Source organism: Microbacterium sp. SLBN-154 (assembly GCF_006715565.1).
Lineage (GTDB): Bacteria > Actinomycetota > Actinomycetes > Actinomycetales > Microbacteriaceae > Microbacterium.
On the sequence record NZ_VFNL01000001.1, the window covers coordinates 2,287,983 to 2,311,547 of the forward strand.

Genomic DNA, 23,565 nt, shown 5'->3' on the forward strand with positions numbered 1-23,565 from the left:
ACCGTGGAACCGACGCCGACCCGGTCGCGTCCATGCTGGCCGTCCTCGATCTGGAGGACTCCTCAGCCCGGACCACGGAAGACATCTTCACCGGGGTGTCACAGCGGATGCCGCTCGGCCGCGTCTACGGCGGTCAGGTGCTCGCGCAGTCGCTCGTCGCCGCCGAGCGCACCATCCCCGAGGGCCGGACGGTCCATTCGATGCACGGCTACTTCCTCCGTCCCGGCGACGCAGGTCAGGGGATCACCTTCTCGGTGGATCGCATCCACGACGGCAGATCCTTCTCCACGCGACGCACACAGGCGTTCCAGTCCGGCGTGCCGATCTTCTCTGCGATCGCCTCCTTTCAGGATGACGATCCCGGGCTCGAGCATCAGACAGCCTTCCCCGACGACCTTCCCGCTCCGGAGGATCTGCCCGACATCGAGGAGCAGCTGACCGGACTCCACCCGATGTCCAAGCGGCTGTTCACCGATCGCCCCGTCGACGTGCGCCACGTGCCGTCGTCGATCTACATGCGGGTCGAGGGCGATTGGGCCCCGCGGCAGGCGGTGTGGCTGCGCACCCGCCGCGCCCTGCCGGACGAACCCGGCCTGCACCGGGCCGTCCTCGCCTACCTCAGCGACCTGACCATTCAGGAATCGATCCTGCGAGCTCACGGGGTCGCCTGGGCGACACCGGGTCTGAAGGTGGCGAGCCTCGATCATGCGATGTGGTGGCATCGTCCGGCACGGGTCGACGAGTGGCTGGTGTACGTGCAGGAATCGCCGAGCGCCCGCGGCGGCCGCGGCCTCGCGCAGGGCAGGATCTTCACCCGCGACGGCGTGCTCGTCGCAAGCGTGGCTCAGGAGGTCATGGTTCGGGTTCCGGACACGGACGGCTGACGTGCCGTGGGGCGTGGCTATCGTCGGTGCGCGTAGATGAGCGGCGGGCCGACGTACGGCTCCCACGCCGCCCGCTCCTCGGCGCTCAGCCGGATCGGGGCGCCGGAGCGGGCGTCGACCTTGACCACGACCGTCGTCGCCCGCGCATAGACGGTCTGGGTTCCGTCGGGCGCGGCGGTCTCTCGCGGGCTGCACACTTCGTAGCAGACCTCGATGCTCGAGCCGCCCAGTCTCCCGAACCACATCTGCACGTCGAGGGGGTGGCGCTGGTACGGCACCGGCGCCAGGTACTCGATCTCCTGACGAGCGATGAGCGTGAGGACACCGGCGGAGATGCCGGAGGACAGCACCGCAGTGTCGGGAGCCGTCTCGCCGGGATCGGGCAGCCAGAATGCTCGGACGCGCGCCTCTTCCAGGAGCTTCAGCATCGCTGTGTTGTTGACGTGGTTGAACGCGTCGAGATCGCCCCACCGCAGGGGGATCGGTATGTGCAGCCGGAGGCCGAGGGGTGTCGCCTCGGCGGCGACGACGGGATCAGTCACGGGTGAGCTTGCGGTACGCCGAGCGGTGCGGGGTCGCGGCGTCGGGACCGAGCCGGTCGATCTTGTTCTGCTCGTAGGCATCGAAGTTGCCCTCGAACCAGTACCACTTGTCCGGGTGCTCCTCGGTGCCCTCGTAGGCCAGGATGTGGGTGGCGATCCGATCGAGGAACCACCGGTCGTGGGTGATGACCACGGCGCAGCCGGGGAACTCCAGCAGCGCGTTCTCCAGCGACTGAAGCGTCTCGACATCGAGGTCGTTGGTCGGCTCGTCGAGGAGGAGCAGGTTGCCGCCCTCCTTCAGCGTCAGCGCGAGGTTCAGGCGGTTCCGCTCGCCTCCGGAGAGCACGCCGGCTTTCTTCTGCTGATCGGGCCCCTTGAAACCGAACTTCGAGACGTACGCGCGTGAGGGGATCTCGGTCTTCCCCACCGTGATGATGTCCAGACCGTCGGAGACGACTTCCCACAGCGTCTTCTCGGGATCGATGTTGGCGCGGGACTGATCGACGTAACTGATCTTGACCGTCTCGCCGATCTTCAGCGATCCGCCGTCGAGCGGTTCCAAGCCGACGATCGTCTTGAACAGGGTCGTCTTGCCGACGCCGTTGGGACCGATGACGCCGACGATGCCGTTGGGCGGGAGGCTGAAGCTCAGCCCGTCGATGAGCGAGCGATCGCCGAAGCGCTTCTGCAGGTTCTTCGCCTCGATCACGATGCCGCCCAGACGCGGTCCCGGCGGGATCTGGATCTCCTCGAAGTCGAGCTTCCGGGTGCGATCGGCCTCGGCGGCCATCTCCTCGTAGCGCGCGAGGCGGGCCTTGGACTTCGCCTGCCGGCCCTTGGCGTTGGAGCGGACCCACTCCAGCTCCTCCTTGAGGCGCTTGGCGAGCTTGGCATCCTTCTTGCCCTGCACCTCCAGCCGCTCGCCCTTCTTCTCCAGGTACGTCGAGTAGTTGCCCTCGTACCCGATGAGGCGGCCGCGGTCGACCTCGGCGATCCACTCGGCCACGTTGTCGAGGAAGTAGCGATCGTGCGTGATGGCGATGACGGCGCCGGGATACTTCTGGAGGTGCTGCTCCAGCCAGAGCACACTCTCGGCGTCGAGGTGGTTGGTGGGCTCGTCCAACAGCAGGAGGTCGGGCTTCTGCAGCAGGAGCTTCGTCAGTGCGACCCGACGCTTCTCGCCCCCGGACAGCGGCGCGATCGCCGCCTCTCCCGGCGGGGTGCGCAGCGCGTCCATCGCCTGCTCGAGCTGGGACTCGAGGTCCCAGGCATCGGCGGCATCGATCTCCTCCTGCAGCGTGCCCATCTCGGCCAGAAGCGCGTCGAAGTCGGCGTCGGGATCGGCCATCAGCGCGGAGATCTCGTTGAACCGGTCGAGCTTGGCCTTGATCGCGATCCCGTCCTGGATGTTCTCCAGCACGGTCTTGGACTCGTCCAGCTCGGGCTCCTGCATGAGGATCCCGACGGAGAACCCGGGACTGAGCTTGGCCTCACCGTTGGAAGGCGTGTCCAGACCCGCCATGATCTTGAGGATCGTGGACTTCCCCGCGCCGTTGGGGCCGACCATTCCGATCTTCGCCCCCGGGAGGAAGGCCATCGTGACGTCGTCGAGGATCAGCTTGTCGCCGACCGCCTTGCGTGCCCGGACCATCGAGTAGATGTATTCAGCCATACCGTTCGCAGCTTCCCTTCGCGTCCCGACGTCAGCGTCCCAGCCTAGCCGGTCGGTCCTCCCGCCCCACGATCACTCGACCCCGGGGGTCGGTCTGCGACTCACCAATCGATCGGGCGCGTCTCCCCCAGAAGGCACGCTCCGTCCGGGAGGGCCCCGAGCACGGTCGTGACCGGCTCGCCGGTCGCCTCACCCACCTGACCGATCAGGCACTGCTCTCCCCATCGGACCGACACCTGGATGCTCTCGGCGGGGTTGCCCACGGTGGAGGTGTCCGCGGTGACCTGCATCGCGCCCTTGTCGAATCCGCCGCCCACCAACGCGTCGACGTACGCCCTGCCGGCGCCGCGGCCGTCGCTGTTCCACACCGATCGGATGATCTGGGAGAAGTACGGCAGATTGTCCTCCGCCGACCCCTCGGGGAGGAGGGCCGGGCCGGCCGGGGTGGGTTCGGCCGACGGCGTCGCTTCCGCGACCGGACCTGTCGGAGTCGGAGTGGGAACGGGAGTCGGCGTCGGGGTGCACGCTGTCAGCAGCAGCGCGACGGCGGCGCCGAGCGCGAGATCTTGAGGCCGAGGTCTCCGGCGCAGACGACGACGGCCGGCGTGGTGGTCCGGTTTCCGCAGAGGCACGCGCCGAGTCTACGTCGTGGCTTCACCGGCTCCTGGCGCCCCGATCTCAGAAGGGCGTCTCCCCGGCGCCCGACAGAACCGGAGCGGCGGAACCGGTGTCGTCGGCGTCGCCCTCGGCGGAGCCCTCGCCGGAACCCGGGACACTCGTCGCCCATCCATCGGTCGAGACCGAAGGGGTCGCGTCGGCCGAAACCCCGGGGGCGGCCCATCCATCCGCCGGAGCAGCGTCGCCCGCAGGTCGCGACGCCGTGGAACGGGTGAAGCGCGACGTGCCGAATTTCAAGTCATGCCCGATCGCATCGGCCTCGAGCTCGACCGTCGTCCCCCTGCGCGTTCCGTTGTCCCATTCGCGCACCTTCAGCCGGCCGGTCACGATGACGCGGTCGCCGCGGCTGAGAGAGAGCACGGCGTGTTCGGCCAGCTGCCGGAACAACTGGACGGTGTAGTAGCTGGTCTCGCCGTCCACCCACTGGCCTGTCGCCCTGTCCAGGCGCCGGTTCGAGGTCGCCACCCGGAACGAGGTCACCGCGACCCCGTCCAGGATCTTCTTGTGCTCGGGGATCGTGGCGATGTTGCCGGTGAGGGTGATCGTGTCGGTCATGATGCTCCTTCGTCGTGTGGATGTTCGGCTGTGCCGGTGTCCGGGTGCCCGGCGGACACCGGCACGGCTCCATGGTGACCACGATGACGTCGGCAGGGCTGAACACGCGGTCGATCGGTGGAGAACCGCCGAACGGACGCGGTTGTGCAGGAGAGGAGTGCGATGTCGGATGCCGTAACTATCTTCGATACAGGAGGTAGCCATGACCACTCTCACCGACCGTACGGGGCCCCTGGCAGAACCGACGTCGCACCACGGGCTGCGGCTCGTCGACGCAGGCGGTCGGATGTGGCGGGTCGTCGACCGTGGCGGACGCATCGTCGGGCACGTTCAGACCTTCCGCGATGCGGACGTTCTGCAATACCACGCCCTCCGCTACTCGACTCGGATCCGGCGCTTCTTCGAACTGGGGCGCTTCTGGACCTTGGACGAGGCGGTGTCGTGCCTCCACTACTCCCGGTGACGGACTCAGACCATCGCTTCTTCGCGCAGCAGAGTCGGGGGCGCGGCGCGCGAGACGGTCGACCACGATTCGACGAGGATGTCCGCCGCACGGAGCAGCGTTTCCGGAGCGGCGGTGAAGGGCATCCGGAGGTATCGATCGTGGCCGCCGTCGACCGAGAACCGAGGTCCCGACGTGAGCAGCAGGCCGCGATGACGCGCGTCCATGACCAGCGCCGCGCTGAGGGGGGCATCCATTTCGATCCAGAGGGAGACCCCGCCCTGGGGGCGGGGAACGGTGAAGCGCGGCAACCGCTCACGGAGAGCGGCGATGATCACGTCCCTTCCCTCCCGCAACATATGCCGGCGCTGGGTGACCACATCGCCGAAACGATCCAGGACAGCCGCAGCGATGACCTGCTCGAGCTCGGGCGTTCCGAGATCCTGTGCGCTGCGCAGCGCGACGAGACGGCGGATCAGCTCCGGTGCCGCACGAATCCACCCGACCCGGAGCCCGCCCCAGACGGTCTTCCCGAGCGAGCCGATGCGGATCACCAGACTCGGATCGATCCGGTCGAAGCCGCGGGCGAGGGGCCCTCGGTCGATGTCGAGATCCGCCGTGGTCTCGTCGAGGATCAGCGTGGTCCCCGCGCGCTCGGCTGCGCGGGCGAGGGCGTCGCGTTCTGCCGCACTCATCGATCGACCGGTGGGATTGTGGAAGTCGGGCATCACGTAGGCCGCCACGGGGAGCGTCCGTTGCGAGACCTGCGCCGCGCGTTCGATGTCCCATCCCTCGCGGACGGTGACCGGAACCGCGGTCAGCCGCGCGCCCGCCTGGCGGAGCGCCTCCGCCGCGTGCGGATAGGTGGGAGTCTCGACGAGCACGCGGTCGCCGCGGGTGATCAGTGCACGGGCGAGAAGATGAATCGCACTCTGCGCACCGGTGGTGATGAGGATCTCATCCGGGGAGGTCGCAAGGCCCCTCGCGGCATACTGCTCGGCCACCCGCAGTCGGAGCTCGTGCCGTCCCACGATGTCGTAGCCGGTTCGGGCGACGATCGCGGGTGCGTCGGCCACCGTCTCGGCGATGAGACCGGCCAGCCCCGGCCACGCGGCCGGACTCGCCTGCTGGAGATCGATGTCATCGCGGTGGACGCCGGAGGTGACGCCTGGGTCCCTTCTGAGAAGGGGGAGTGTGATGCTCCCTGATCCGCGAACGCTGTGGATGTGACCGGTGTCGCGCAGGCTCCGGTAGGCCGCGGCGACCGTGCTGCGGCTCAGGCCCAGCGCCCCCGCCAGTTCCCGCTCAGCGGGCAGAGATGTCCGCGGCGCCAGTCGGTTGTCCAAGCACAGGAGTCGGATGCCGTCGGCCAACGCCTCATAGGTGGGCTCTCGAGTGCGCCACCCCCCGAGGGCGTGGGAGAGCGAGCGCGCGGAGATGCGAGAGTCCATCCGTCCACTTTAGGTGAATTGGCTTGTCTGCTGCAGTCCAATGTGATGCTGAAATATCAGGGTGATCAATCGCGTGCTGCGGCTCCTCATCGGCCTCGTCCTGTACGGCGCCGGATGTGCGCTCACTATCGAGGCGGGTCTCGGCGTCGACCCGTGGACCGTGTTCGCCGAAGGGCTCTCCCGCCAGTCCGGCCTCGGGATCGGGTGGGTGACCAATCTCGTCGGACTCGGCGTCCTTCTGCTGTGGATCCCGCTGCGCCAACGACCGGGAGTCGGGACCATCGCCAACATCCTGCTCGTCGGCACGAGTATGCAGGTCACCCTCGGACTCATCCCGCCCGCGCCGGACCACATCGTGGCGCAGGCCGCCCTGCTCGTCGGCGGCATCCTCGTCGTGGCGGTCGGGTGCGGCCTGTACATCGGCGCCCGCTTCGGGCCGGGCCCGCGCGACGGTCTCATGACCGGCATGCACGCACGCTTCGGCTGGCCCATCTGGGCGTGCCGGGGCGGCGTCGAACTCAGCGTGCTGCTCATCGGCTGGCTGCTCGGGGGGACGGTGGGGGTCGGCACCGTGGTGTTCGCCGTGGCGATCGGACCGCTGGTCCACATCACGCTGCCGATGTTCGACACCGCCCGCGAAAGCCGTTCCGCGGCGCCGACCGCGGCCGCTGATCATGGCGCGCCGGTGACCCCCGTCGACCTCACGCGCGACGCGTGAACAGCAGTCGACGCGCGCGACGACGTCCCGAGGCCGTCGAGACTCAGTGCTCCTCGAAGGTCGGCCAGGCACTCCCCGGCCGCATCCGGGCGTGCAGGGCGTTCTTCGCGACATCCATGGTCGGATAGGTGCCGGCAGTCTCTTCGGCACCGGCCATCGTCACGGTGTAGCCGTCACGCGACTTGCGGATGCTTCCCACCACCCCGCCCGTCCCGTATGCCACCCAGAGGGTCGAGTGCGTGTCGGTTGTGCTCATCGTCGAACTCCTTCCGATGCTCCGACGCTACGCCACTGCCCGGTCCGCCGCCAGATGTCGGGAGCGATTCCCGCCCCTCTGTTCTCGGCCGCTACCCTTGTCTGGCGACCCCCAGTAGCTCAGTGGATAGAGCAGCGGCCTTCTAATCCGCCGGTCGCACGTTCGAATCGTGCCTGGGGGACCGACTTTCCGCGAATCGGAGCGGCGTCTGCGCCCGTCATTAGGATGGGCCCATGGTGGGTGCTTCCGAGAACGACCGGCTCGTATGGATCGACTGCGAGATGACCGGCCTCGACCTCGCGGTCGACGAACTGGTCGAGATCGCGATCGTGGTCACGGACTTCGAGCTGCGACCGTTGGACCCGGGATTCCAGGTCGTCATCAAGCCGGATGCCTCCGCGATGGAGAACATGAGCGATTTCGTGCGCACCATGCATGAGACCTCAGGCCTTCTGGAGGAGATCCCCGGCGGCGTGACGGTTGCCGACGCGGAGTTCCAGGCGTTGGAGTACATCCAGCGCTTCGCCCCCCAGGAGGGCAAAGCGCCGCTGGCCGGGAACACCATCGGAACGGACAGGATGTTCCTGGCGAAGTACATGCCGCGCGTCGATCGATGGCTGCACTACCGCAACGTCGACGTCTCCAGCATCAAAGAGCTCTCGCGTCGCTGGTATCCCCGCGCCTACATCCACGCGCCGGCGAAGAACGGCGGCCACCGCGCGCTCGCCGACATCCGCGAGTCCATCACCGAGTTGGCGTACTACCGGCAGGCGGTGTTCGTGCCCGAACCCGGACCCACCAGCGACGGAGCCCGCGCAGCGGCCGCATCCGTGGTGTCCGCGTTCTCCCCCGGTGTATGAGAGAATCGTTGGGTTGTCCCGCCGATGCGGGACCACGGTGGCTGTAGCTCAGTCGGTAGAGCACCTGGTTGTGGTCCAGGGGGCCGCGGGTTCAAGTCCCGTCAGCCACCCCAATCTCGCAGGCCCTCTGGGCCCGTATCGTGGAGTCATGCTCGAGATGGATGCGGACGCTTTCGAGCGTCTCGTGATCGAAGAGCTCGACCTCCTCCCCGACGACATGGTCGACGGCCTCGACAACGTCGTGTTCGTGGTCGAGGACCGGCCCGAGGACCCCGCGCAGGAGCTGTTCGGCCTCTACGAGGGGTGGGCGTTGACCGAGCGTGATCGGTACGGCATGGGAGAACTGCCCGACCGCATCGTGCTGTACCGCGAACCCCATCTCGCGGCATGCACCGACGAGCAGGCTCTGCGTCATGAGGTGCACACCACCCTCGTCCATGAGATCGCCCATTTCTACGGCATCGACGACGACAAGCTGCACGAGCTCGGGTGGGCGTGATGGCGTCCATGACGCAGACTCAGGAGCACCTCGATCGGATGATCGAGGAGACGACGATCGGTCCGTGGCAGACGGTGGTCTGGAATGATCCGGTCAACCTGATGAGCTACGTCACCCATGTCTTCCGAGAGTATTTCGGCTTCCCTGCCGCCACTGCCGAGAGGCTCATGCTGGCCGTCCACCACGTCGGTCATGCCGTTGTGGCGGAGGGCGCGAGGGAGCAGATGGAGTTGCACACCCAGGCGATGCACGACTACGGCCTGTGGGCAACCGTGAGAAGGGCTCCCGCATGAACACCGTCCCTCTCGTCATGCAGATCACGCGCCTGGAGGCGACCCACCTCGGTGATCTGGTCGACCAGTTCGCCGAGCTCGTCGGCGACCCCTCGGGTGACGACCCTGCCGTGCTGCGGCTCGTCCCCGATGCCTACACCGACGACCCCGAGGCGGCACGAGAGTTCCGCGACGTCACCGAACGAGACCTGCTTCGCCGTCGCCACCGTGATGCCCAGCTCGTGCGAGCCAGCCTGTCTCCTGCGGCGACACTCGCATCCGTCGCCACGGCCGGAGCCGAGGGCTGGGAAGAGGTCGATCTCGTTCTGGACCCCGAGACCGTGCAGGCCTGGATGCGAACCCTCGCTGCAGTGAGACTCGTCATCGCCTCCCGGCTCGGCATCACCGACGAAGATCAGCACGATGACGGCGATCCGAGATTCGGCGTGTACGACTGGTTGGGGTATCGCCTGGAAGGCCTGATCCGGGCCATCGACGACGCAAAGACCGCCGAGCGCTGAAAGCTCAGGGGATCGCGAACAGGTGCGTGGCCAGCTGAGCAGGCCGATCATCGACCAGGTGTTGCTCTTCCTGCCGGGCCCACCTGTCCCAATGGGGCCGGTACGTGTCACCGTCGCGCGTGAGGGCGCGGTCTCGGCGCGCTCGAGCGGGGGATTCGAGCCAGATGCGGATGTCGGCGAGCGGCGCGGTGCCCGCCGTCAGCAGCCCAGAGCCCTCGACGATCAGCGGCAGAGACGGATCGACGGCGTGCGCCTCGGCGTACTCCCCTCGCTCCCAGTCCCAGCGTTGCCAGACGCCGATGACACCTCTCGCGTGCGGTCGGAGTATCGCCTCCTGTGCCGTCCGCACACCCTCAGCCAGTCCGTCCCAGCCGGGATAGATCGCGTCGAGCGCCACCGATTGGACCCGACCGCGGAGCGGCCAGGCGCCGATGAGCTCTCGCGCGAGTGAGGTCTTTCCCGCGCCGCTGCGGCCGTCGATCAGGATCACCGGGTTGGCTGCGGCGACGGAGAGGACGGCGTCGCGCGCGAGCTCGACCGCCGCCCTCAGTGCCCGGCCGACCGGGTCGGACTCACTTCTTGAGCGCGCGGATGACACGGCTGAGCGCGCGACCGGCCACCCAGACGAAGGGGATTGCGACCGCCAGGAGCGACACGACATTCGGCTCGAACCGCAGGTCGTCGCCGCGGCGGATGTAGGCACCGAGCGGAATCGCGTACCCGCCGCCGCCACCGCCGCCGTTTCCGGCTTCGTCGGATCCTCCCCCGAAGGCGGTCCAGGTCAGGGCGACCGGGACCAGCCGGACACCGTCGACGTCCTGCTGCTCGCCGTAGACGGATGTGACGCCGAAGTCCGCGGACTGCTTGCCGAGGTCGAGTGCGATATTGGGCATGCCCCCACGCTACTCGGCACCACCTTCATTGCACAGTCTTGCCACGATGCTTGACCTGACCGTCGAGAAGTGTTGCACGGGTGATGCTTCCGCGTCCGAACTTCGCAGCAGCGCCATCGAGAACACCCTCGACCCGCCGCCAGTCGTCGTCATCGTCCCACAGTGTCGGCACGGCGGTCGCGGAGGGTCGGAGCTTTTCGGCCCGGACGCCGAGCAGCCGAATCGGGGCGCGTCGCTCGAGTGCGTCGAACAGGTCGATGGCAGCTGCCCCGATCCGCTGCCCGACCGCCGTCGTCTCCGGGAGGGACTGCGCACGTGTCACGGTGCTGAAATCGGCGAAGCGCACCTTGATCGACACCGTGCCGGCCTCCCATCCGGATTCCCTCAGACGCGCCCCGACCCGGTCGGCGAGACGGCGCAGTTCCACCCGCAGGACACCAGGGTCATCGATATCGTCGGCGAAGGTCTCTTCGTGTCCGACGCTCTTCTCGACACGTGTCGTCTCCACCTCGCGGGGATCCACACCGCGGGCCAGCTGGCGGACCCGTGCACCGAGCGCGGCACCGAGCACGCGATCGATCACCGCGGGAGGAGAGTCGATGATGTCGGCGACCGTGCGGATGCCACGCGTCGCCAGCGCATCAGTCGCCTTGGGTCCGACGCCCCACAGCTCACTCACCCTGCGACCGGCCAGAAAACGAGCCGTCGCTGCGTCGGGAACGATGAGGAGTCCGTCGGGTTTGCTCAGCGTGGACGCCATCTTCGCCACGTGCTTGGTCGCCGCGGCCCCCACCGAGCAGGGGAGTCCGACCTCGTCGCGCACCCGCGCACGCAGGAGGCGTGCGACATCGCCCGGGCTCCCCCACAGTCGCCGCACCCCGCGCACATCCAGGAAGGCTTCGTCGATCGACAAGGGCTCGACCAGCGGCGTGATCTCGTGGAAGAGCGCCATGACCTGGGCCGAAAGCTCGAGGTAACGCGGGAATCGCGGTGGGATCACCAACGCGGCAGGGCAGAGGCGGAGCGCCTGCGAGACGGGCATCGCCGAACGGACGCCGAAGCGCCGCGCCTCGTAGGACGCGCTGGAGACGACCGAGCGACTCTCGGGGGCTCCGATGATCAGCGGCTTACCACGCAGGGTCGGGTCATCCAGCACCTCGACGGAAGCGTAGAACGCATCCATGTCGACGTGGAGGATACCGGCCCCCGTGTCATCTGCACCCTCCGGTGAGACAAGCCGGCCGCTGCCGTCACCGCGACCCATGCATCCATTGTCGGCGAAGCCGCCGACATCCGGTCACTGAGACGCGCGCTCGAGGATCAGCTCGCGGACGCGCGCGGCATCCGCCTGTCCTCGCATCGCCTTCATAACCGCACCGATCACCGCTCCGGCGGCCTGGACCTTGCCGTCGCGGATCTTGTCCAGCACGTCCGGCTGCGCAGCCAGCGCCTCATCGATCGCGGCGATCAACGCGGTGTCGTCCGAGACGACCGCGAGTCCCCGCGAGGTCACGACCTGGGCCGGGTCTCCCTCGCCGGCGATCACACCCTCGAGCACCTGGCGCGCCAGCTTGTCGGTGAGCGTCCCCTCGTCGACGAGCCGCTGGAGCTCGGCGACCTGCGCGGGGGCGACGAGCTCTCCGGGCTCACGGCCCTCGGCGTTGGCGATGCGGCTGATCTCGCTCATCCACCACTTGCGGGCGGCGGCAGGAGCCGCGCCGGCTGCGACCGTGGCCTCGACTTCGCTCAAGAGGCCGGCGTTGACCACACCCCGGAATTCGATGTCCGCGAAACCCCAGTCCGCCTTCAGACGCCGCCGGCGCACGACGGGCTGCTCCGGCAGGGCCGCGCGCAGCTCCTCGATGAGCGACTCCGCGGGGGCGACGGGAAGCAGATCCGGCTCGGGGAAGTACCGGTAGTCGTCCGCGTCGGACTTCGGTCGACCCGGCGAGGTCGTGCCGGTGTCCTCGTGCCAGTGGCGCGTCTCCTGCGTGATCGTCCCGCCTGCGGCCAGGATCGCCGCCTGACGCTGGATCTCGTAGCGGACGGCGCGCTCGACCGACCGCATCGAGTTGACGTTCTTCGTCTCGGTGCGCGTTCCGAGCTTCTCCTGACCACGGGGACGCAGCGAGACATTGGCGTCGCAGCGGAGGTTCCCCCGCTCCATCCGCGCGTCCGAGATCCCCAACGCGAGCACGATGTCGCGGATGGTCTGAACGTAGGCCTTGGCGATGTCGGGCGCTCGGTGCTCCGCTCCGAAGATCGGCTTCGTGACGATCTCCACCAGGGGCACGCCTGCACGGTTGTAGTCGACGAGCGAGTATTCCGCCCCCTGGATGCGACCGGTCGATCCGCCGACGTGCGTGAGCTTGCCGGCATCCTCCTCCATGTGGGCTCGCTCGATCGGAACGGTCACGACCGTTCCGTCTTCCAGCTCGACCTCGACGGACCCCTCGAACGCGATCGGCTCGTCGTACTGGGAGATCTGATAGTTCTTGCCGAGGTCGGGGTAGAAGTAGTTCTTCCGCGCGAATCTGCTCGACGGTGCGATCCGGCATCCGAGGGCGAGCCCGAGGCTGATCGATGCGCGCACGGCCTCCTCGTTGACGACGGGCAGGGCGCCGGGAAGCCCCATGTCGACCGGCGCGACGAGCGTGTTCGGTGCGGCGTCATGGTTGGCGCTGTGCGCCGGGTTGGGTGCCGCCGAGAACATCTTCGTGCGGGTGTTCAGTTCGACGTGCACCTCGAACCCGAGCACGGGCTCGAAACGCTCCAGGGCCTCGTCGAATTCCATCAGCTTGTCGCGACCCATCAGGCGACCCCTCCCCGAAGCGGCATGCGGTCCAGCAGGGGACCACCCCATCCATCGACCAGCAGCGCCTCGACCGCAGCCCCCACCCGGTAGAGCCTGGCGTCCTCACGGGCAGGGGCCAGGAACTGGATCCCCACCGGCAGCCCGTCCTCGGGGGCGAGCCCCGCAGGGATCGAGATCCCGGGGACACCCGCGAGGTTCGCCGGGATGGTGGTGACGTCGTTGAGGTACATCTGCAGCGGATCGTCGAGCTTCTCGCCGAGCCGGAACGCCGTCGTGGGAGCCGAGGGAGTGGCCAGCACGTCGACCTGGGCGAAGGCGGCGTCGAAGTCCGACTGGATGAGGGTGCGGACCTTCTGCGCGCTGCCGTAGTAGGCGTCATAATAGCCCGCGGACAGCGCGTAGGTTCCGAGGATGACGCGTCGCTTCACCTCGTCGCCGAGCCCCGCCTCGCGCGTGGCCGCCATGACCTCTTCGACGGTTGCCCCGGCATGGGGGATCACCCGCATGCCGAACCGGACCGAGTCGAACTTGGCCAGGTTGCTCGATGCCTCCGCGGGGAGGATGAGGTAGTAGGCGGCGACCCCGTACTCGAAGTGCGGGGCACTGACGTCGACGATCTCGGCCCCCTGCGCCGCCATGGCGTCGAGGGTCTCTCGGAAGCGCGACGAGACGCCCGGCTGGAATCCGCTGTCGGGGAGCTCGGAGATGACACCGACACGGAGTCCGCGCAGGACGTCCCCCGATGCGCCGTCGCGCGCCGCGGCGGCGAAGGACGGCCAGCTCTCCTCGAGCGAGGTGGCATCGTGCGGATCGTGACCGCCGATGACGTCGTGAAGAAGGCCGGCGTCGAGAACCGTCCGCGTCACGGGGCCGACCTGGTCGAGGCTCGACGCGAGCGCGATGGCGCCGTAACGCGACACCCCGCCGTAAGTGGGCTTCATCCCCACGGTCCCCGTGACGTGCGCGGGCTGGCGAATGGAGCCGCCGGTATCGGATCCGAGCGCCAGAGGCGCCTCGAACGCCGCGACCGCGGCGGCCGAGCCGCCACCGGAGCCACCGGGAATCCGCTCGAGGTCCCACGGGTTGCGCGTCGGTCCGTACGCGGAGTGCTCGGTGGAGGAGCCCATCGCGAACTCGTCCATGTTGGTCTTGCCGAGTGGGACCATCCCGGCAGCGCGGGAACGGGCGACCACCGTGGCGTCGTAGGGCGACATGTAGCCCTCGAGGATCCGTGACCCGCTGGTGGAGGGCATGTCGGTCGTGACCAGGACGTCCTTGATCGCCAGGGGCACGCCCGCCAGCGGACCGAGCTCCTCACCTGCAGCCCGCCGACGATCGATGTCCTCGGCCACCTCGAGGGCACGGTCGTTGACGTGCAGGAAGGCGTGGACATCCCCGTCGACCTCGCGGATGCGGTCGAGGTGCGCACCGGTCGCCTCGACGCTGGACATCTCGCCGCTGCGCAGCCGCGACGCGAGGTCGGCGGCGGTGAGACGGATGATCTCGCCGGCCGCGCTCACTGTTCCTCCCCCAGGATGGCGGTGACCCGGAAGCGGTTGTCGGCGGCCTCGGGGGCATTCTGCAACACCTGCTCGACGGTCAGGACGTCGGCGGGGACGTCCTCACGGAACACGTTCTGCAGCGGAATGGGATGGCTGGTGGCCACCACGTCGGCGGTCGCGACCTCGGACACCTTGGCGATGTTGTCGACGATGACGTCGAGCTGGCCGGTGAGACGCGCCACCTCCCCTTCGCTCAGCTGGATGCGTGCGAGCACGCCGAGATGGCGAACGAGGTCGGGTGTGATTTCAGACACCCGAACAGTTTAGGTGCTCGCTTCGTCGACCTCCGGCCGTGCCCGGCGACGGGAGGAGCCTTCGCGCCGTCGTAGAGTGTCGGGCGTGACGACGTACGACCCGCCCCGTCCGTGGATCGCCAGCTACGCCGAGGGGGTTCCCTCGGACCTCCCCGAGGTATCGGGGTCGCTGATCGACATCATCGACACGGCGGCGCGTGAGAATCCGGATGCGCCGGCGCTGGAGTTCTTCGGACGAGAGACGACCTACCGGCAGCTCCACGCGCAGATCATCGCCGCCGCCGAAGGGTTGCGGCGCCGCGGCGTGAGGGCGGGCGACGCGGTGGCGATCGTGCTGCCGAACTGTCCACAGCACATCGTCGCCTTCTACGCCGTCCTGCGGCTCGGTGCGGTGGTCGTGGAACACAACCCGCTCTACACCGCGCGGGAGCTGCGCACCCAGTTCCAGGATCACGGAGCTCGTCACGCGATCGTCTGGAGCAAGGTCGTCGACACCGTTCGCGCGTTCCCCGACGATCTCGGGATCCAGACCCTGGTGTCGGTCGAAATCCGTCGCGCCATGCCGTGGCGCACCCGCGTCGCCCTGAGACTTCCGGTTGCGCGAGCCCGTGAGGCGCGGGTGGCACTGGACTCCCCCGTCGCTCGGCGCGCAGCGTCGGTGGAACGATGGGAAGACCTGACCGCCGACGGCCCGCTCGCCCCCGAGCACGCAGGTCCCGACACCGACGATCTCGCGATCCTGCAATACACCAGCGGCACGACCGGCTCGCCCAAGGGCGTGCGACTCACCCACCGCAACCTTCTCGCCAACGCCGCGCAGGCCCGCTCCTGGGTGCCGGGGATCACGCGCGGAGAGGGATGCGTCGTCTACGCCGTCCTCCCGATGTTCCACGCGTACGGTCTCACGCTGTGTCTCACCTTCGCCATGTCGATGGCCGCCCGGCTCGTTCTGTTCCCCCGCTTCGATCCCGAGCTCGTGCTGGCGGTGACGAAGAAGCGGCCCGCGACCTTCCTGCCCCTCGTTCCCCCCATCGCCGAACGGCTGCTCTCCTCCGCCGAGGCCGCCGGGGTCTCTCTGGAGGGGACGCAGGTCGCCATCTCGGGCGCGATGGCGCTCCCCCATGAGCTGGTGGTGCCCTTCGAGCGGGCCAGCGGCGGCTACCTCGTCGAGGGCTACGGACTCAGCGAGTGCTCTCCAGTCCTCATGGCCAACCCGGTCGCGACCCACCGCAAGCCCGGGACCGTCGGTCTTCCCCTGCCGGGCACCGAGTGCCGGGTGGTGGATCCGGATGACCCTCACACCGACGTGCCGCAGGGCGAGCCCGGGGAACTCGTCGTGCGGGGACCCCAGGTGTTCGACGGCTACCACGGGCGCCCGGAGGAGACCGAGCAGGTGTTCGTCGACGGCTGGTTCCGCACCGGTGACATCGTCACGATCGACGACGAGGGCTTCGTCAGGATCGTCGATCGGATCAAAGAGCTCATCATCACCGGCGGTTTCAACGTGGCTCCCACCGAAGTCGAGAACGTCCTGCGCCAGCATCCCCGAGTGAGCGACGCAGCCGTGGTCGGTCTCCCCTCGCGTCATTCGGGCGAGGACGTCGTCGCCGCAGTCGTCGTGTCGGGCACAGATCCGGTCGATCCCGAAGAGATCCGAGGCTTCGCCCGCGGGATCCTCACGGCATACAAAGTGCCGCGCCGGGTGCTCGTCGTCAACGAGCTGCCGCGTTCGTTGATCGGCAAGGTGCAGCGACGTCAGGTGCGGGCGCAGCTTCTCGAGAGGCCGGATGCGGGCCGGGCAGACGCCGACTGATCACGCCGAGGAGTCGTCCACGTCCGCGATTGCGGAAGGACCCTCGGTCACGAGGAGATGGAACTGCGCGGCATCGATGATCCGAACGCCGAGTTCCTCCGCCTTCGCGAGCTTCGACCCGGCCCCTGGCCCGGCGGCAACGAAGTCGGTCTTCTTCGACACCGACGACGCCGCCTTCCCCCCGGCGCGGAGGATCGCTTCCTGGGCGCCCTCACGGGTGTAGCCCTCGAGGGTGCCGGTGGCGACGACGGTGACACCGTCGAGGACGCCGCCGGCAGCGGCTGCCGCTCCCGGACCGGGATGACCCGGGGTCGCCAGCTGGGCACCGGCCGCCTCCCACCGCTCGACGATCTCGCGATGCCAGTCGACGGCGAACCACTCCGTCACCGCATCGGCGATGATCCCGCCGACGCCGTCGACGGCGGCGAGGTCGTCCCGCGAGGCAGCCCGGATCGCGTGGATGGAACCGAACCACTGCGCCAGGGCGCGCGCCGCGACCGGACCCACGTGGCGGATGCTGAGGGCGACGAGAAAACGCCACAGCTCTTTGGTCTTGGCGCGTTCGAGATTGGTCAGGAGCTCCTGGGCTGCTCGCGAGACGATGTGTGCGGCGTCGCCGTCGAATTCGCCGTCGGGGTCGAACGGCGGGTCGGACTTCTTGCGCTGGCGGCGGAACGGCGAGCGGGTGTCGGCCGTGCCGTCTTCCAGGAGGCGCGGCAGCCCCGTCTCGGCATCACGCACGACGACGTCGATCGGGAAGAGATCGGCAGCGGTGAGCTCGAACAGACCCGCCTCGGTGACGAGCGGGGGGATCTCGGGCCGGACGGGCTGCGTGAGCGCGGCCGCCGACACCTCCCCCAGCCCCTCGATGTCGAGGGCTCCCCGTGACCCGATGTGCTCGACACGTCCCCTCACCTGCGCGGGGCAGGACCGCGCGTTCGGGCAGCGCAGATCGATGTCGCCTTCCTTGGCGGGGGCGAGCGGCGAACCGCACTCGGGACACCGGTGCGGCATCACGAACTCCCGCTCGCTGCCGTCGCGGAGCTCCACGACCGGCCCGAGCACCTCGGGGATGACGTCCCCCGCCTTGCGCAGCACGACGGTGTCGCCGATCAGCACGCCCTTCGCCTTCACGACATCCTGGTTGTGCAGCGTCGCCTGGCGAACCACCGAGCCGGCGACCTGTGCCGGCGCCATCACGGCGAAGGGCGTCGCACGACCGGTGCGGCCGACCGAGACCACGATGTCGAGCAGCGTGGTGTTCACCTGTTCGGGAGGGTACTTGTATGCGATGGCCCAGCGCGGTGCGCGACTGGTGGCACCCAGCTCGTCGTGGAGCGCGAGGTCGTCGACCTTGACCACGATCCCGTCGATCTCGTGCTCCACGTCGTGGCGGTGCTCGCCGTAGTGCCGGATGAACTCGGCCGCCTCCGCGGCGCCGTCCACTACCCGGAAGTACCGGCTGACGGGGAGCCCCCAGCCCGCCAGCAGGCCGTAGACCTCGCTCTGCGCGTCCACCGGCGGGTTGGTCCAGGCGCCGATGCCGTGAACCGTCATCCGCAGTCGGCTCAGTCGCTCGGTCATGGCGCGCAGCTGTCGTTCGGACTTCCCCTCGGCCTTCTGGCGCAGCGATCCCGATGCCGCATTGCGGGGGTTCGCGAAGAGGCGATCGCCCTGCGCCTGCTGGAACGTGTTGAGCGCGGTGAAGTCGGCGACGGTGAAGAACACTTCGCCGCGCACCTCGACGAGGTCGGGATGCCCGCTGCCGGCAAGCACGGCCGGGATCGTGTCGATGCGGCGCACGTTCTCGGTGACGTCCTCGCCGACACGTCCGTCGCCCCGGGTCGCGGCGCTGGTGAGTCGGCCGCGCTCGTACCGGAGCGACAGCGCGAGGCCATCGATCTTCAGCTCGCAGAGGTAGCGCACACCGCGAGCGGCGTCGCGCTCGACCCGCGTCGTCCAGGCGAGGAACTCCTCCTCGCTGAACACATTGTCCAGACTCAGCATGCGTTCGGCATGGGTGACCGGCGCGAACAGGGTCGCCGACGCCGCACCGACGCTCTGCGTGGGGGAATCCTGACCCTGGAGCTCGGGGTGGAGCCGCTCGATCTGCTCCAGCTCGTGCATCCACGCGTCGTACGTGGCATCGTCGACGATCTGGGCTTCCTCGCCGTAATAGGCGTCGCGTGCACGGAGGATGCGATCGGTCAGCTCGTCGGCCCGCGCCCGTGCCGCCGCCGGCGTCATCGACACCTGATCCTCGGCGACACGGAGGGGGTCTGCCGAGCTTCTCACCGCGTCTGTCACGCCGTCAGTCTAGGCAGTGCCTCCGACACCGCAGCGGAGCCCGTTCAGGAGACGACCGTCTCGACGGGAGCCGCCGACACCGTACGCGCGATGGTGAACTGCCCGATGACCCGGGTGCCCTCGTAGAGGACGGCGGTCTGTCCGGGGGCGACGCCATCGAACGGCTGGTCCGGGGTGATCTCGATCTCGGTGCCGTCGAACCGTCCCTCCGCCGGCACAGGCTCGGCGTGGGCGCGGATCTGGACGTGGCACGAGAACAGTCCGACCGCCGGCGGCTGCGTGGTCCAGCTGAACCGATCGCCGGCGATGCGCGCGGTGGCCAGCGCCTCTTTCGGACCGACCACGACGGTGTTGGAGACGGGCCGGACCTCGAGGACGAAGCGGGGCTTGCCGTCTGCAGCCGGGACACCGAGCGCCAGTCCACGGCGCTGCCCGACCGTGTAGGCGTGGGCGCCGTCGTGCCGGCCGACGACGTCGCCGGCGCGGTCGACGATGTCGCCGGGGGTCGCACCGACGCGCTCGGCGAGCCAGCCGCGGGTGTCGCCGTCGGGGATGAAGCAGATGTCGTAGCTGTCGGGCTTGTTCGCCACGGTCAGACCGCTGCGCTCCGCCTCGGCCCGCACCACGGCCTTGGACGGGGTGTCTCCCAGGGGGAAGAGCGAATGCGCGAGCTGGTCGGGAGTGAGGACTCCGAGCACGTAGGACTGATCCTTGGCGGCATCCGACGCCCGGTGCAGTTCGCGCCCCGCGGCGGTGTCCACGATGCGCGCGTAGTGCCCCGTGCACACCGCGTCGAACCCGAGCTCGACGGCCCGCTCGAGCAGCGCGGCGAACTTGATGCGCTCGTTGCACCGCATGCACGGGTTCGGGGTGCGACCGGCCCTGTACTCGGTCACGAAGTCCTCGATCACGTCGTCCCGGAAGCGTTCGGAGAAGTCCCACACGTAGAACGGGAACCCGAGCACATCCGCGGCGCGACGCGCATCCATCGCGTCCTCGATGGTGCAGCATCCCCGGCTGCCGGTGCGCAGAGTGCCCCCCGCCCGCGAGAGCGCCAGGTGCACGCCGACGACGTCGTGACCCGCATCGACCATGCGGGCCGCCGCGACGGCCGAATCCACGCCGCCGCTCATTGCCGCCAGTACTCGCATCCGTCCAGTCTACGAAGGGGTCGCTGGACGGATTCCGGATGCCGCACGCGCGCGTCGGACGGCCTCCGGCAGATGCCGGAGCACCGCGTCGACGTCCGACGACGTACTGGTCCGCCCCAGCGAGAATCGCAGCACCTGTCGCGCCTCGGCCGGGGTCCGGCCCAGCGCGAGGACGACGTGGGACGGCTCGGCGACCCCCGCCTGGCAGGCCGACCCGGTCGACACCGCGATCCCCGCCTGATCCAGGAGGAACAGCAGCGTCTCCCCCGCGGCCCCTGGGAAGAGCACGTGGACATTGCCCGCGAGACGCGCCGTCGATCCGTGCGCGGGCGGGCCGAGGACCTCGGCGCCGGTCACCGTCTCCCGGATGCCGCGGATCAGACGGTCCGACAGTCCGCCCAGACGCTCCTGCTCCCGCTCGCGCTCGGCTTCGGCGGCGTCCAGCGCGGCCGCGAACGCGACGCTGCCGGCGACGTCCTGGGTACCGGCCCGGAGTCCGCGCTGGTGCCCGCCGCCGTGGAGGAGAGGCTCGATGCGCGCGTGGCGCGAGACCACCAGGGCGCCCACGCCGACCGGTCCCCCCACCTTGTGCGCGGCGACGCTGAGGGCCACCAGGCCGGCGGATCCGGTCGCCGACCCGCGCCAGTCGCGGAAGGAGACCGGCACGCGCCCGAGGGCGGCGATGGCGTCCACGTGGAACGGGATGCCCGCGGCGGAGGCAGCGGCGGCGAGAGCGGGGATGTCGTTGACCGTGCCGATCTCGTTGTTGGCCGCAAGCGCCGTCGCCACAGCCGCCCCTCTCGCGGCGGCGGCGAACTCCGCCACCCCGATGCGCCCGATCTCGTCGAGCGGCACGGACCGCGCCTGTGCTCCCGCGAAGCGCGACAGCCATTCGACGACGTCCAGGGTCGCGTGGTGCTCGCCGTCGGGAAGCACGATCGCCTCCGCCCCGGCCGACCGGGCCCACCACAACCCCTTCAGAGCGAGATTGACCGCCTCGGTCCCTCCCGACGTGAACACGATCTCGATGGGATCGGCGCCGAGCAGAACCGCCAGGCGCTCCCGGGCGTCCTCGAGGAGGCGACGCGCGGACTGTCCGGCGCCGTGGATCGACGAGGGATTGCCGACGACCTCGTGGGCGCGGATCCACGCCTCGCGGGCTTCGGGGCGCAGGGGGCTCGTCGCCGCGTGATCGAGGTACGCCGTCATCGCCGAGCACCTTCCTCCCCGTCAGGACGAGCCGTCATCTCCGGGATACACGCGCTCACTATCGTAGTTCGCATGGTCAGCACCGACCCCCTCGCCCCCACCTCCCTCTCCGCCTCACTGCTGAGCCCGCACCTCGACGACCTGGGCGTCAGGCAGGGCCCCGCCGGAGGCACCCTCCGGGTCTGGTCCGCCCACGCCGAAGCCATCGAGCTCGTGCTCTTCGACCGCGATGACATCGACTGGATCGTCGCAACCGCTTCGCTCGTCCCGGAAGGCGGTGGTGTCTGGGCGGTGACCACCCCGCTGCTGCACCCGGGCGCCCGGTACGCGCTCCGCGTCGACGGTCCCTCCGGCCCCGGCAGCGTCTTCAACAGCGCGACGCTTCTCACCGATCCCTATGCGCGCGGAGTCGTCGGAAGCGGCCTGGAGGACTGGCGCTGCGTCGTCATCGACGGCGGGTTCGACTGGGGCGGTGTGCCCAAGCCCGGCGTCCCGCTGGATCGCACCGTCATCTACGAGGGACATGTCAAGGGCCTCACGAAGCGTCACCCGGGGATCCCCGCCGCCCTCCACGGCACATATGCGGGACTCGCCCACCCCGCGATGATCGAGCACCTGCTGAGCCTGGGGGTGACCAGTGTCGAGCTCCTCCCGATCCATGCCTTCGCCTCCGAGCCGCGCCTGCTGCAGCACGGACTTTCGAACTACTGGGGCTACAACACCGTCAACTTCTTCAGCCCGCATGCCGCCTACGCCACTCTGGAGGCTCAGCGGCAGGGCCCCGAAGCGGTGCTCCGCGAAGTGAAGGGAATGGTGCGCCTGCTGCACGAGGCCGGCATCGAGGTGCTTCTCGACGTCGTCTACAACCACACCGCCGAAGAAGGAATCGGCGGCCCCCGCTCGAGTCTGCGCGGCATCGACAACCGGTCGTACTACCGGCAGCAGGACGACGGCACCTACATCGACGTCACCGGGTGTGGAAACAGCGTCAACACGGCGACCGACGCCGCGGCGCGGCTGGTGCTCGATTCCCTCCGGTATTGGGCACGGGAGGTGCAGATCGACGGCTTCCGCTTCGATCTGGCGGTGACCCTCGGACGTGATGCCGGGCACGCCTTCACCCCGGATCATCCGCTCCTCCAGGCCATCGTCGACGATCCGGCGCTGGCGGATGTGAAGAAGATCGTCGAGCCCTGGGACGTCGGTATGGGCGGCTGGCAGACGGGGAACTTCGCGCCCGGCTGGCACGAGTGGAACGATCGCTACCGCGACCGGGTCCGCAACTTCTGGCTGAGCGACATCGACTACGCCCGACGGGCCTCGACGTCGCCGGTCGGCATCGGTGGTTTCGCCACGCGCCTGGCCGGATCGTCCAACACCTTCAGCGAGGAACGCGGACCCCTCGCGAGCGTCAACTTCGTCACCGCGCACGACGGCTTCACCCTCCGCGACCTGGTGTCGTACGACGTCAAGCACAACCTCGGCAACGGAGAGCAGAATCGCGACGGCGCCGACACGAACCGCTCGTTCAACCACGGTGCGGAGGGGCGCACCGACGACCAGGCGGTCCTCGCCACCCGCCGCCGCGCGATGCGCAACCTCCTCGGCACCCTGCTGATGTCAGCAGGGATTCCGATGCTGACGGCGGGCGACGAGTTCGGCCGCACCCAGCGGGGCAACAACAACGCCTACTGCCACGATTCGCCGCTGACCTGGTTGTCCTGGGAGCACGCACCCTGGCAGCAGGATCTTCTCGCCCATGTGCAGGCCCTCACCCGGCTGCGTCGAGAGAACCCCGCCCTTCGTCCCATCCGATTCGCCCGTCTGGGCGAGCGGATCCCCTCGGCCTCGGTGATGCAGTGGTACGACGAGAACGGCCAGACCATGTCGCCCGACCGGTGGACCGACCCCGGCCACCGGACGCTCCAGTACGTCGCCGCCTCGACCCCCGAGAACGAGCCGTTCAACCGGGTCCTCCTCGTCATCCACGGTGTGGAGCGCCCGACGACGGTCACCCTTCCCGAGCTCGAGGAGGCCCACCGCTTCGTCTCGCTGTGGTCCAGCGCCGATGAGAATCCGTCCGCGCACGAGGGTGTCTTCGCACCCGGCGACGACCTGGATGTCCCCCCGACGAGCATGCGGCTGTTCCGCGTGGAGTGATCGACGGCCTGTGCGCAAGCCCTGCGGTCGTCCGATGGTGCGCGGTAGGTT

At 69.1% G+C, this 23,565-nt stretch carries 24 protein-coding genes and 2 tRNA genes; 11 read left to right on the forward strand and 15 right to left on the reverse strand.

The features are described from left to right. Positions 1-32: 32 nt before the first annotated feature. Positions 33-884, forward strand: a complete 852-nt coding sequence (locus FBY40_RS11070) for an acyl-CoA thioesterase (RefSeq protein WP_141940140.1) — start codon at positions 33-35, stop codon at positions 882-884. Between the two features lie 17 nt (positions 885-901). Here the strand turns inward: FBY40_RS11070 and FBY40_RS11075 are convergent, their stop codons facing one another. The 4 genes from FBY40_RS11075 to ssb form a co-directional block, all read right to left on the reverse strand. Continuing rightward, a complete protein-coding gene (locus tag FBY40_RS11075; RefSeq protein ID WP_235014803.1) occupies positions 902-1,426 on the reverse strand; it encodes an acyl-CoA thioesterase in 525 nt (174 codons plus the stop codon). Then, a complete protein-coding gene (gene ettA, locus FBY40_RS11080) occupies positions 1,419-3,098 on the reverse strand; it encodes an energy-dependent translational throttle protein EttA (RefSeq protein WP_141938697.1) in 1,680 nt (559 codons plus the stop codon). Before ettA ends, FBY40_RS11075 begins: the two co-directional genes overlap by 8 nt. 101 nt (positions 3,099-3,199) lie before the next feature. Next, positions 3,200-3,730, reverse strand: a complete 531-nt coding sequence (locus FBY40_RS11085; protein WP_235014805.1) for a DUF6993 domain-containing protein — start codon at positions 3,728-3,730, stop codon at positions 3,200-3,202. A 46-nt stretch (positions 3,731-3,776) separates the two neighbouring features. Then, the gene (gene ssb / locus FBY40_RS17325; protein ID WP_160141389.1) at positions 3,777-4,331 is read right to left on the reverse strand and encodes a single-stranded DNA-binding protein; all 555 of its coding nucleotides are present in this window, start codon (positions 4,329-4,331) and stop codon (positions 3,777-3,779) included. A gap of 202 nt (positions 4,332-4,533) precedes the next feature. Here ssb and FBY40_RS17330 point away from each other — a divergent pair, with 202 nt between their 5' ends. Next, on the forward strand, positions 4,534-4,794 hold the full coding sequence (locus FBY40_RS17330) for a hypothetical protein (RefSeq protein ID WP_160141390.1): 261 nt from the start codon (positions 4,534-4,536) through the stop codon (positions 4,792-4,794). 5 nt (positions 4,795-4,799) lie between these two features. Here the strand turns inward: FBY40_RS17330 and yczR are convergent, their stop codons facing one another. Then, positions 4,800-6,224 carry a MocR-like transcription factor YczR gene (gene yczR, locus FBY40_RS11095; RefSeq protein WP_141938700.1) on the reverse strand — a complete coding sequence of 475 codons (1,425 nt, stop codon included), beginning with the start codon at positions 6,222-6,224 and terminating at the stop codon, positions 4,800-4,802. A 61-nt stretch (positions 6,225-6,285) separates the two neighbouring features. On the opposite strand from yczR, the gene yczE reads away from it, so the two are divergent. After that, positions 6,286-6,942, forward strand: coding sequence for a membrane protein YczE (gene yczE, locus FBY40_RS11100; protein WP_235014808.1), 657 nt, complete (start codon positions 6,286-6,288; stop codon positions 6,940-6,942). A 43-nt stretch (positions 6,943-6,985) separates the two neighbouring features. Here the strand turns inward: yczE and FBY40_RS11105 are convergent, their stop codons facing one another. After that, positions 6,986-7,198 carry a methyltransferase gene (locus FBY40_RS11105; protein WP_141938701.1) on the reverse strand — a complete coding sequence of 71 codons (213 nt, stop codon included), beginning with the start codon at positions 7,196-7,198 and terminating at the stop codon, positions 6,986-6,988. 108 nt (positions 7,199-7,306) lie between these two features. Between FBY40_RS11105 and FBY40_RS11110 the strand changes: the two genes are divergently transcribed. From FBY40_RS11110 to FBY40_RS11135, 6 genes are all read left to right on the forward strand, one after another. Beyond that, positions 7,307-7,379: transfer RNA gene (locus FBY40_RS11110), tRNA-Arg, on the forward strand. Between the two features lie 52 nt (positions 7,380-7,431). Continuing rightward, a complete protein-coding gene (gene orn, locus FBY40_RS11115; protein ID WP_141938703.1) occupies positions 7,432-8,058 on the forward strand; it encodes an oligoribonuclease in 627 nt (208 codons plus the stop codon). 37 nt (positions 8,059-8,095) lie between these two features. Then, positions 8,096-8,171 (forward strand) — tRNA-His (locus tag FBY40_RS11120). A 35-nt stretch (positions 8,172-8,206) separates the two neighbouring features. Then, positions 8,207-8,557, forward strand: coding sequence for a metallopeptidase family protein (locus tag FBY40_RS11125; protein ID WP_141938705.1), 351 nt, complete (start codon positions 8,207-8,209; stop codon positions 8,555-8,557). 8 nt (positions 8,558-8,565) lie between these two features. Further along, entirely contained in the window at positions 8,566-8,850 is a 285-nt protein-coding gene (clpS, locus tag FBY40_RS11130) for an ATP-dependent Clp protease adapter ClpS (RefSeq protein WP_141938706.1), read from the forward strand. Next, positions 8,847-9,350: a DUF2017 family protein gene (locus tag FBY40_RS11135; protein ID WP_235014812.1), complete on the forward strand. Its 504-nt coding sequence runs from the start codon at positions 8,847-8,849 to the stop codon at positions 9,348-9,350. Before clpS ends, FBY40_RS11135 begins: the two co-directional genes overlap by 4 nt. Positions 9,351-9,354: 4 nt before the next feature. Here the strand turns inward: FBY40_RS11135 and FBY40_RS11140 are convergent, their stop codons facing one another. Genes FBY40_RS11140 through gatC form a run of 6 tightly spaced genes read right to left on the reverse strand, consistent with a single transcriptional unit; the run spans position 9,355 to position 14,874 of the window. Continuing rightward, positions 9,355-9,948, reverse strand: coding sequence for a hypothetical protein (locus FBY40_RS11140; protein WP_235014815.1), 594 nt, complete (start codon positions 9,946-9,948; stop codon positions 9,355-9,357). Beyond that, positions 9,923-10,243 carry a hypothetical protein gene (locus FBY40_RS11145; protein WP_141938708.1) on the reverse strand — a complete coding sequence of 107 codons (321 nt, stop codon included), beginning with the start codon at positions 10,241-10,243 and terminating at the stop codon, positions 9,923-9,925. The genes FBY40_RS11140 and FBY40_RS11145 overlap by 26 nt, the downstream gene beginning before the upstream one ends. Positions 10,244-10,268: 25 nt before the next feature. Continuing rightward, the gene (dinB, locus tag FBY40_RS11150) at positions 10,269-11,507 is read right to left on the reverse strand and encodes a DNA polymerase IV (protein WP_141938710.1); all 1,239 of its coding nucleotides are present in this window, start codon (positions 11,505-11,507) and stop codon (positions 10,269-10,271) included. Between the two features lie 33 nt (positions 11,508-11,540). Beyond that, a complete protein-coding gene (gene gatB / locus FBY40_RS11155) occupies positions 11,541-13,055 on the reverse strand; it encodes an Asp-tRNA(Asn)/Glu-tRNA(Gln) amidotransferase subunit GatB (RefSeq protein ID WP_141938711.1) in 1,515 nt (504 codons plus the stop codon). Further along, the gene (gatA, locus tag FBY40_RS11160) at positions 13,055-14,578 is read right to left on the reverse strand and encodes an Asp-tRNA(Asn)/Glu-tRNA(Gln) amidotransferase subunit GatA (protein WP_141938712.1); all 1,524 of its coding nucleotides are present in this window, start codon (positions 14,576-14,578) and stop codon (positions 13,055-13,057) included. The genes gatB and gatA overlap by 1 nt, the downstream gene beginning before the upstream one ends. Further along, on the reverse strand, positions 14,575-14,874 hold the full coding sequence (gene gatC / locus FBY40_RS11165; protein WP_124293389.1) for an Asp-tRNA(Asn)/Glu-tRNA(Gln) amidotransferase subunit GatC: 300 nt from the start codon (positions 14,872-14,874) through the stop codon (positions 14,575-14,577). The genes gatA and gatC overlap by 4 nt, the downstream gene beginning before the upstream one ends. 85 nt (positions 14,875-14,959) lie before the next feature. On the opposite strand from gatC, the gene FBY40_RS11170 reads away from it, so the two are divergent. Next, positions 14,960-16,687 carry a long-chain-fatty-acid--CoA ligase gene (locus FBY40_RS11170; protein ID WP_141938715.1) on the forward strand — a complete coding sequence of 576 codons (1,728 nt, stop codon included), beginning with the start codon at positions 14,960-14,962 and terminating at the stop codon, positions 16,685-16,687. On the opposite strand, the gene ligA is transcribed toward FBY40_RS11170, so the two are convergent. From ligA to FBY40_RS11185, 3 genes are all read right to left on the reverse strand, one after another. Further along, entirely contained in the window at positions 16,688-18,934 is a 2,247-nt protein-coding gene (gene ligA / locus FBY40_RS11175; protein ID WP_141940143.1) for an NAD-dependent DNA ligase LigA, read from the reverse strand. A gap of 104 nt (positions 18,935-19,038) precedes the next feature. Further along, on the reverse strand, positions 19,039-20,145 hold the full coding sequence (mnmA, locus tag FBY40_RS11180) for a tRNA 2-thiouridine(34) synthase MnmA (protein ID WP_141938717.1): 1,107 nt from the start codon (positions 20,143-20,145) through the stop codon (positions 19,039-19,041). 9 nt (positions 20,146-20,154) lie between these two features. Further along, positions 20,155-21,354: a cysteine desulfurase family protein gene (locus FBY40_RS11185; RefSeq protein ID WP_141938719.1), complete on the reverse strand. Its 1,200-nt coding sequence runs from the start codon at positions 21,352-21,354 to the stop codon at positions 20,155-20,157. A gap of 72 nt (positions 21,355-21,426) precedes the next feature. On the opposite strand from FBY40_RS11185, the gene glgX reads away from it, so the two are divergent. Beyond that, on the forward strand, positions 21,427-23,514 hold the full coding sequence (gene glgX, locus FBY40_RS11190) for a glycogen debranching protein GlgX (protein ID WP_141938721.1): 2,088 nt from the start codon (positions 21,427-21,429) through the stop codon (positions 23,512-23,514). Positions 23,515-23,565: the final 51 nt, after the last annotated feature.

What these genes read in the sequence shown, in the direction of transcription:
- FBY40_RS11070 (WP_141940140.1), top strand. Translation starts at nt 33, where the DNA reads ATGCTGGCCGTCCTCGATCTGGAGGACTCCTCAGCCCGGACCACGGAA.
- ettA (WP_141938697.1), bottom strand. Translation starts at nt 3,098, where the DNA reads ATGGCTGAATACATCTACTCGATGGTCCGGGCACGCAAGGCGGTCGGC.
- ssb (WP_160141389.1), bottom strand. Translation starts at nt 4,331, where the DNA reads ATGACCGACACGATCACCCTCACCGGCAACATCGCCACGATCCCCGAG.
- FBY40_RS17330 (WP_160141390.1), top strand. Translation starts at nt 4,534, where the DNA reads ATGACCACTCTCACCGACCGTACGGGGCCCCTGGCAGAACCGACGTCG.
- yczR (WP_141938700.1), bottom strand. Translation starts at nt 6,224, where the DNA reads ATGGACTCTCGCATCTCCGCGCGCTCGCTCTCCCACGCCCTCGGGGGG.
- FBY40_RS11105 (WP_141938701.1), bottom strand. Translation starts at nt 7,198, where the DNA reads ATGAGCACAACCGACACGCACTCGACCCTCTGGGTGGCATACGGGACG.
- orn (WP_141938703.1), top strand. Translation starts at nt 7,432, where the DNA reads ATGGTGGGTGCTTCCGAGAACGACCGGCTCGTATGGATCGACTGCGAG.
- FBY40_RS11125 (WP_141938705.1), top strand. Translation starts at nt 8,207, where the DNA reads ATGCTCGAGATGGATGCGGACGCTTTCGAGCGTCTCGTGATCGAAGAG.
- clpS (WP_141938706.1), top strand. Translation starts at nt 8,566, where the DNA reads ATGACGCAGACTCAGGAGCACCTCGATCGGATGATCGAGGAGACGACG.
- FBY40_RS11135 (WP_235014812.1), top strand. Translation starts at nt 8,847, where the DNA reads ATGAACACCGTCCCTCTCGTCATGCAGATCACGCGCCTGGAGGCGACC.
- FBY40_RS11145 (WP_141938708.1), bottom strand. Translation starts at nt 10,243, where the DNA reads ATGCCCAATATCGCACTCGACCTCGGCAAGCAGTCCGCGGACTTCGGC.
- dinB (WP_141938710.1), bottom strand. Translation starts at nt 11,507, where the DNA reads ATGGGTCGCGGTGACGGCAGCGGCCGGCTTGTCTCACCGGAGGGTGCA.
- gatB (WP_141938711.1), bottom strand. Translation starts at nt 13,055, where the DNA reads ATGGGTCGCGACAAGCTGATGGAATTCGACGAGGCCCTGGAGCGTTTC.
- ligA (WP_141940143.1), bottom strand. Translation starts at nt 18,934, where the DNA reads ATGACGCCGGCGGCGGCACGGGCGCGGGCCGACGAGCTGACCGATCGC.
- mnmA (WP_141938717.1), bottom strand. Translation starts at nt 20,145, where the DNA reads ATGCGAGTACTGGCGGCAATGAGCGGCGGCGTGGATTCGGCCGTCGCG.
- FBY40_RS11185 (WP_141938719.1), bottom strand. Translation starts at nt 21,354, where the DNA reads ATGACGGCGTACCTCGATCACGCGGCGACGAGCCCCCTGCGCCCCGAA.
- glgX (WP_141938721.1), top strand. Translation starts at nt 21,427, where the DNA reads ATGGTCAGCACCGACCCCCTCGCCCCCACCTCCCTCTCCGCCTCACTG.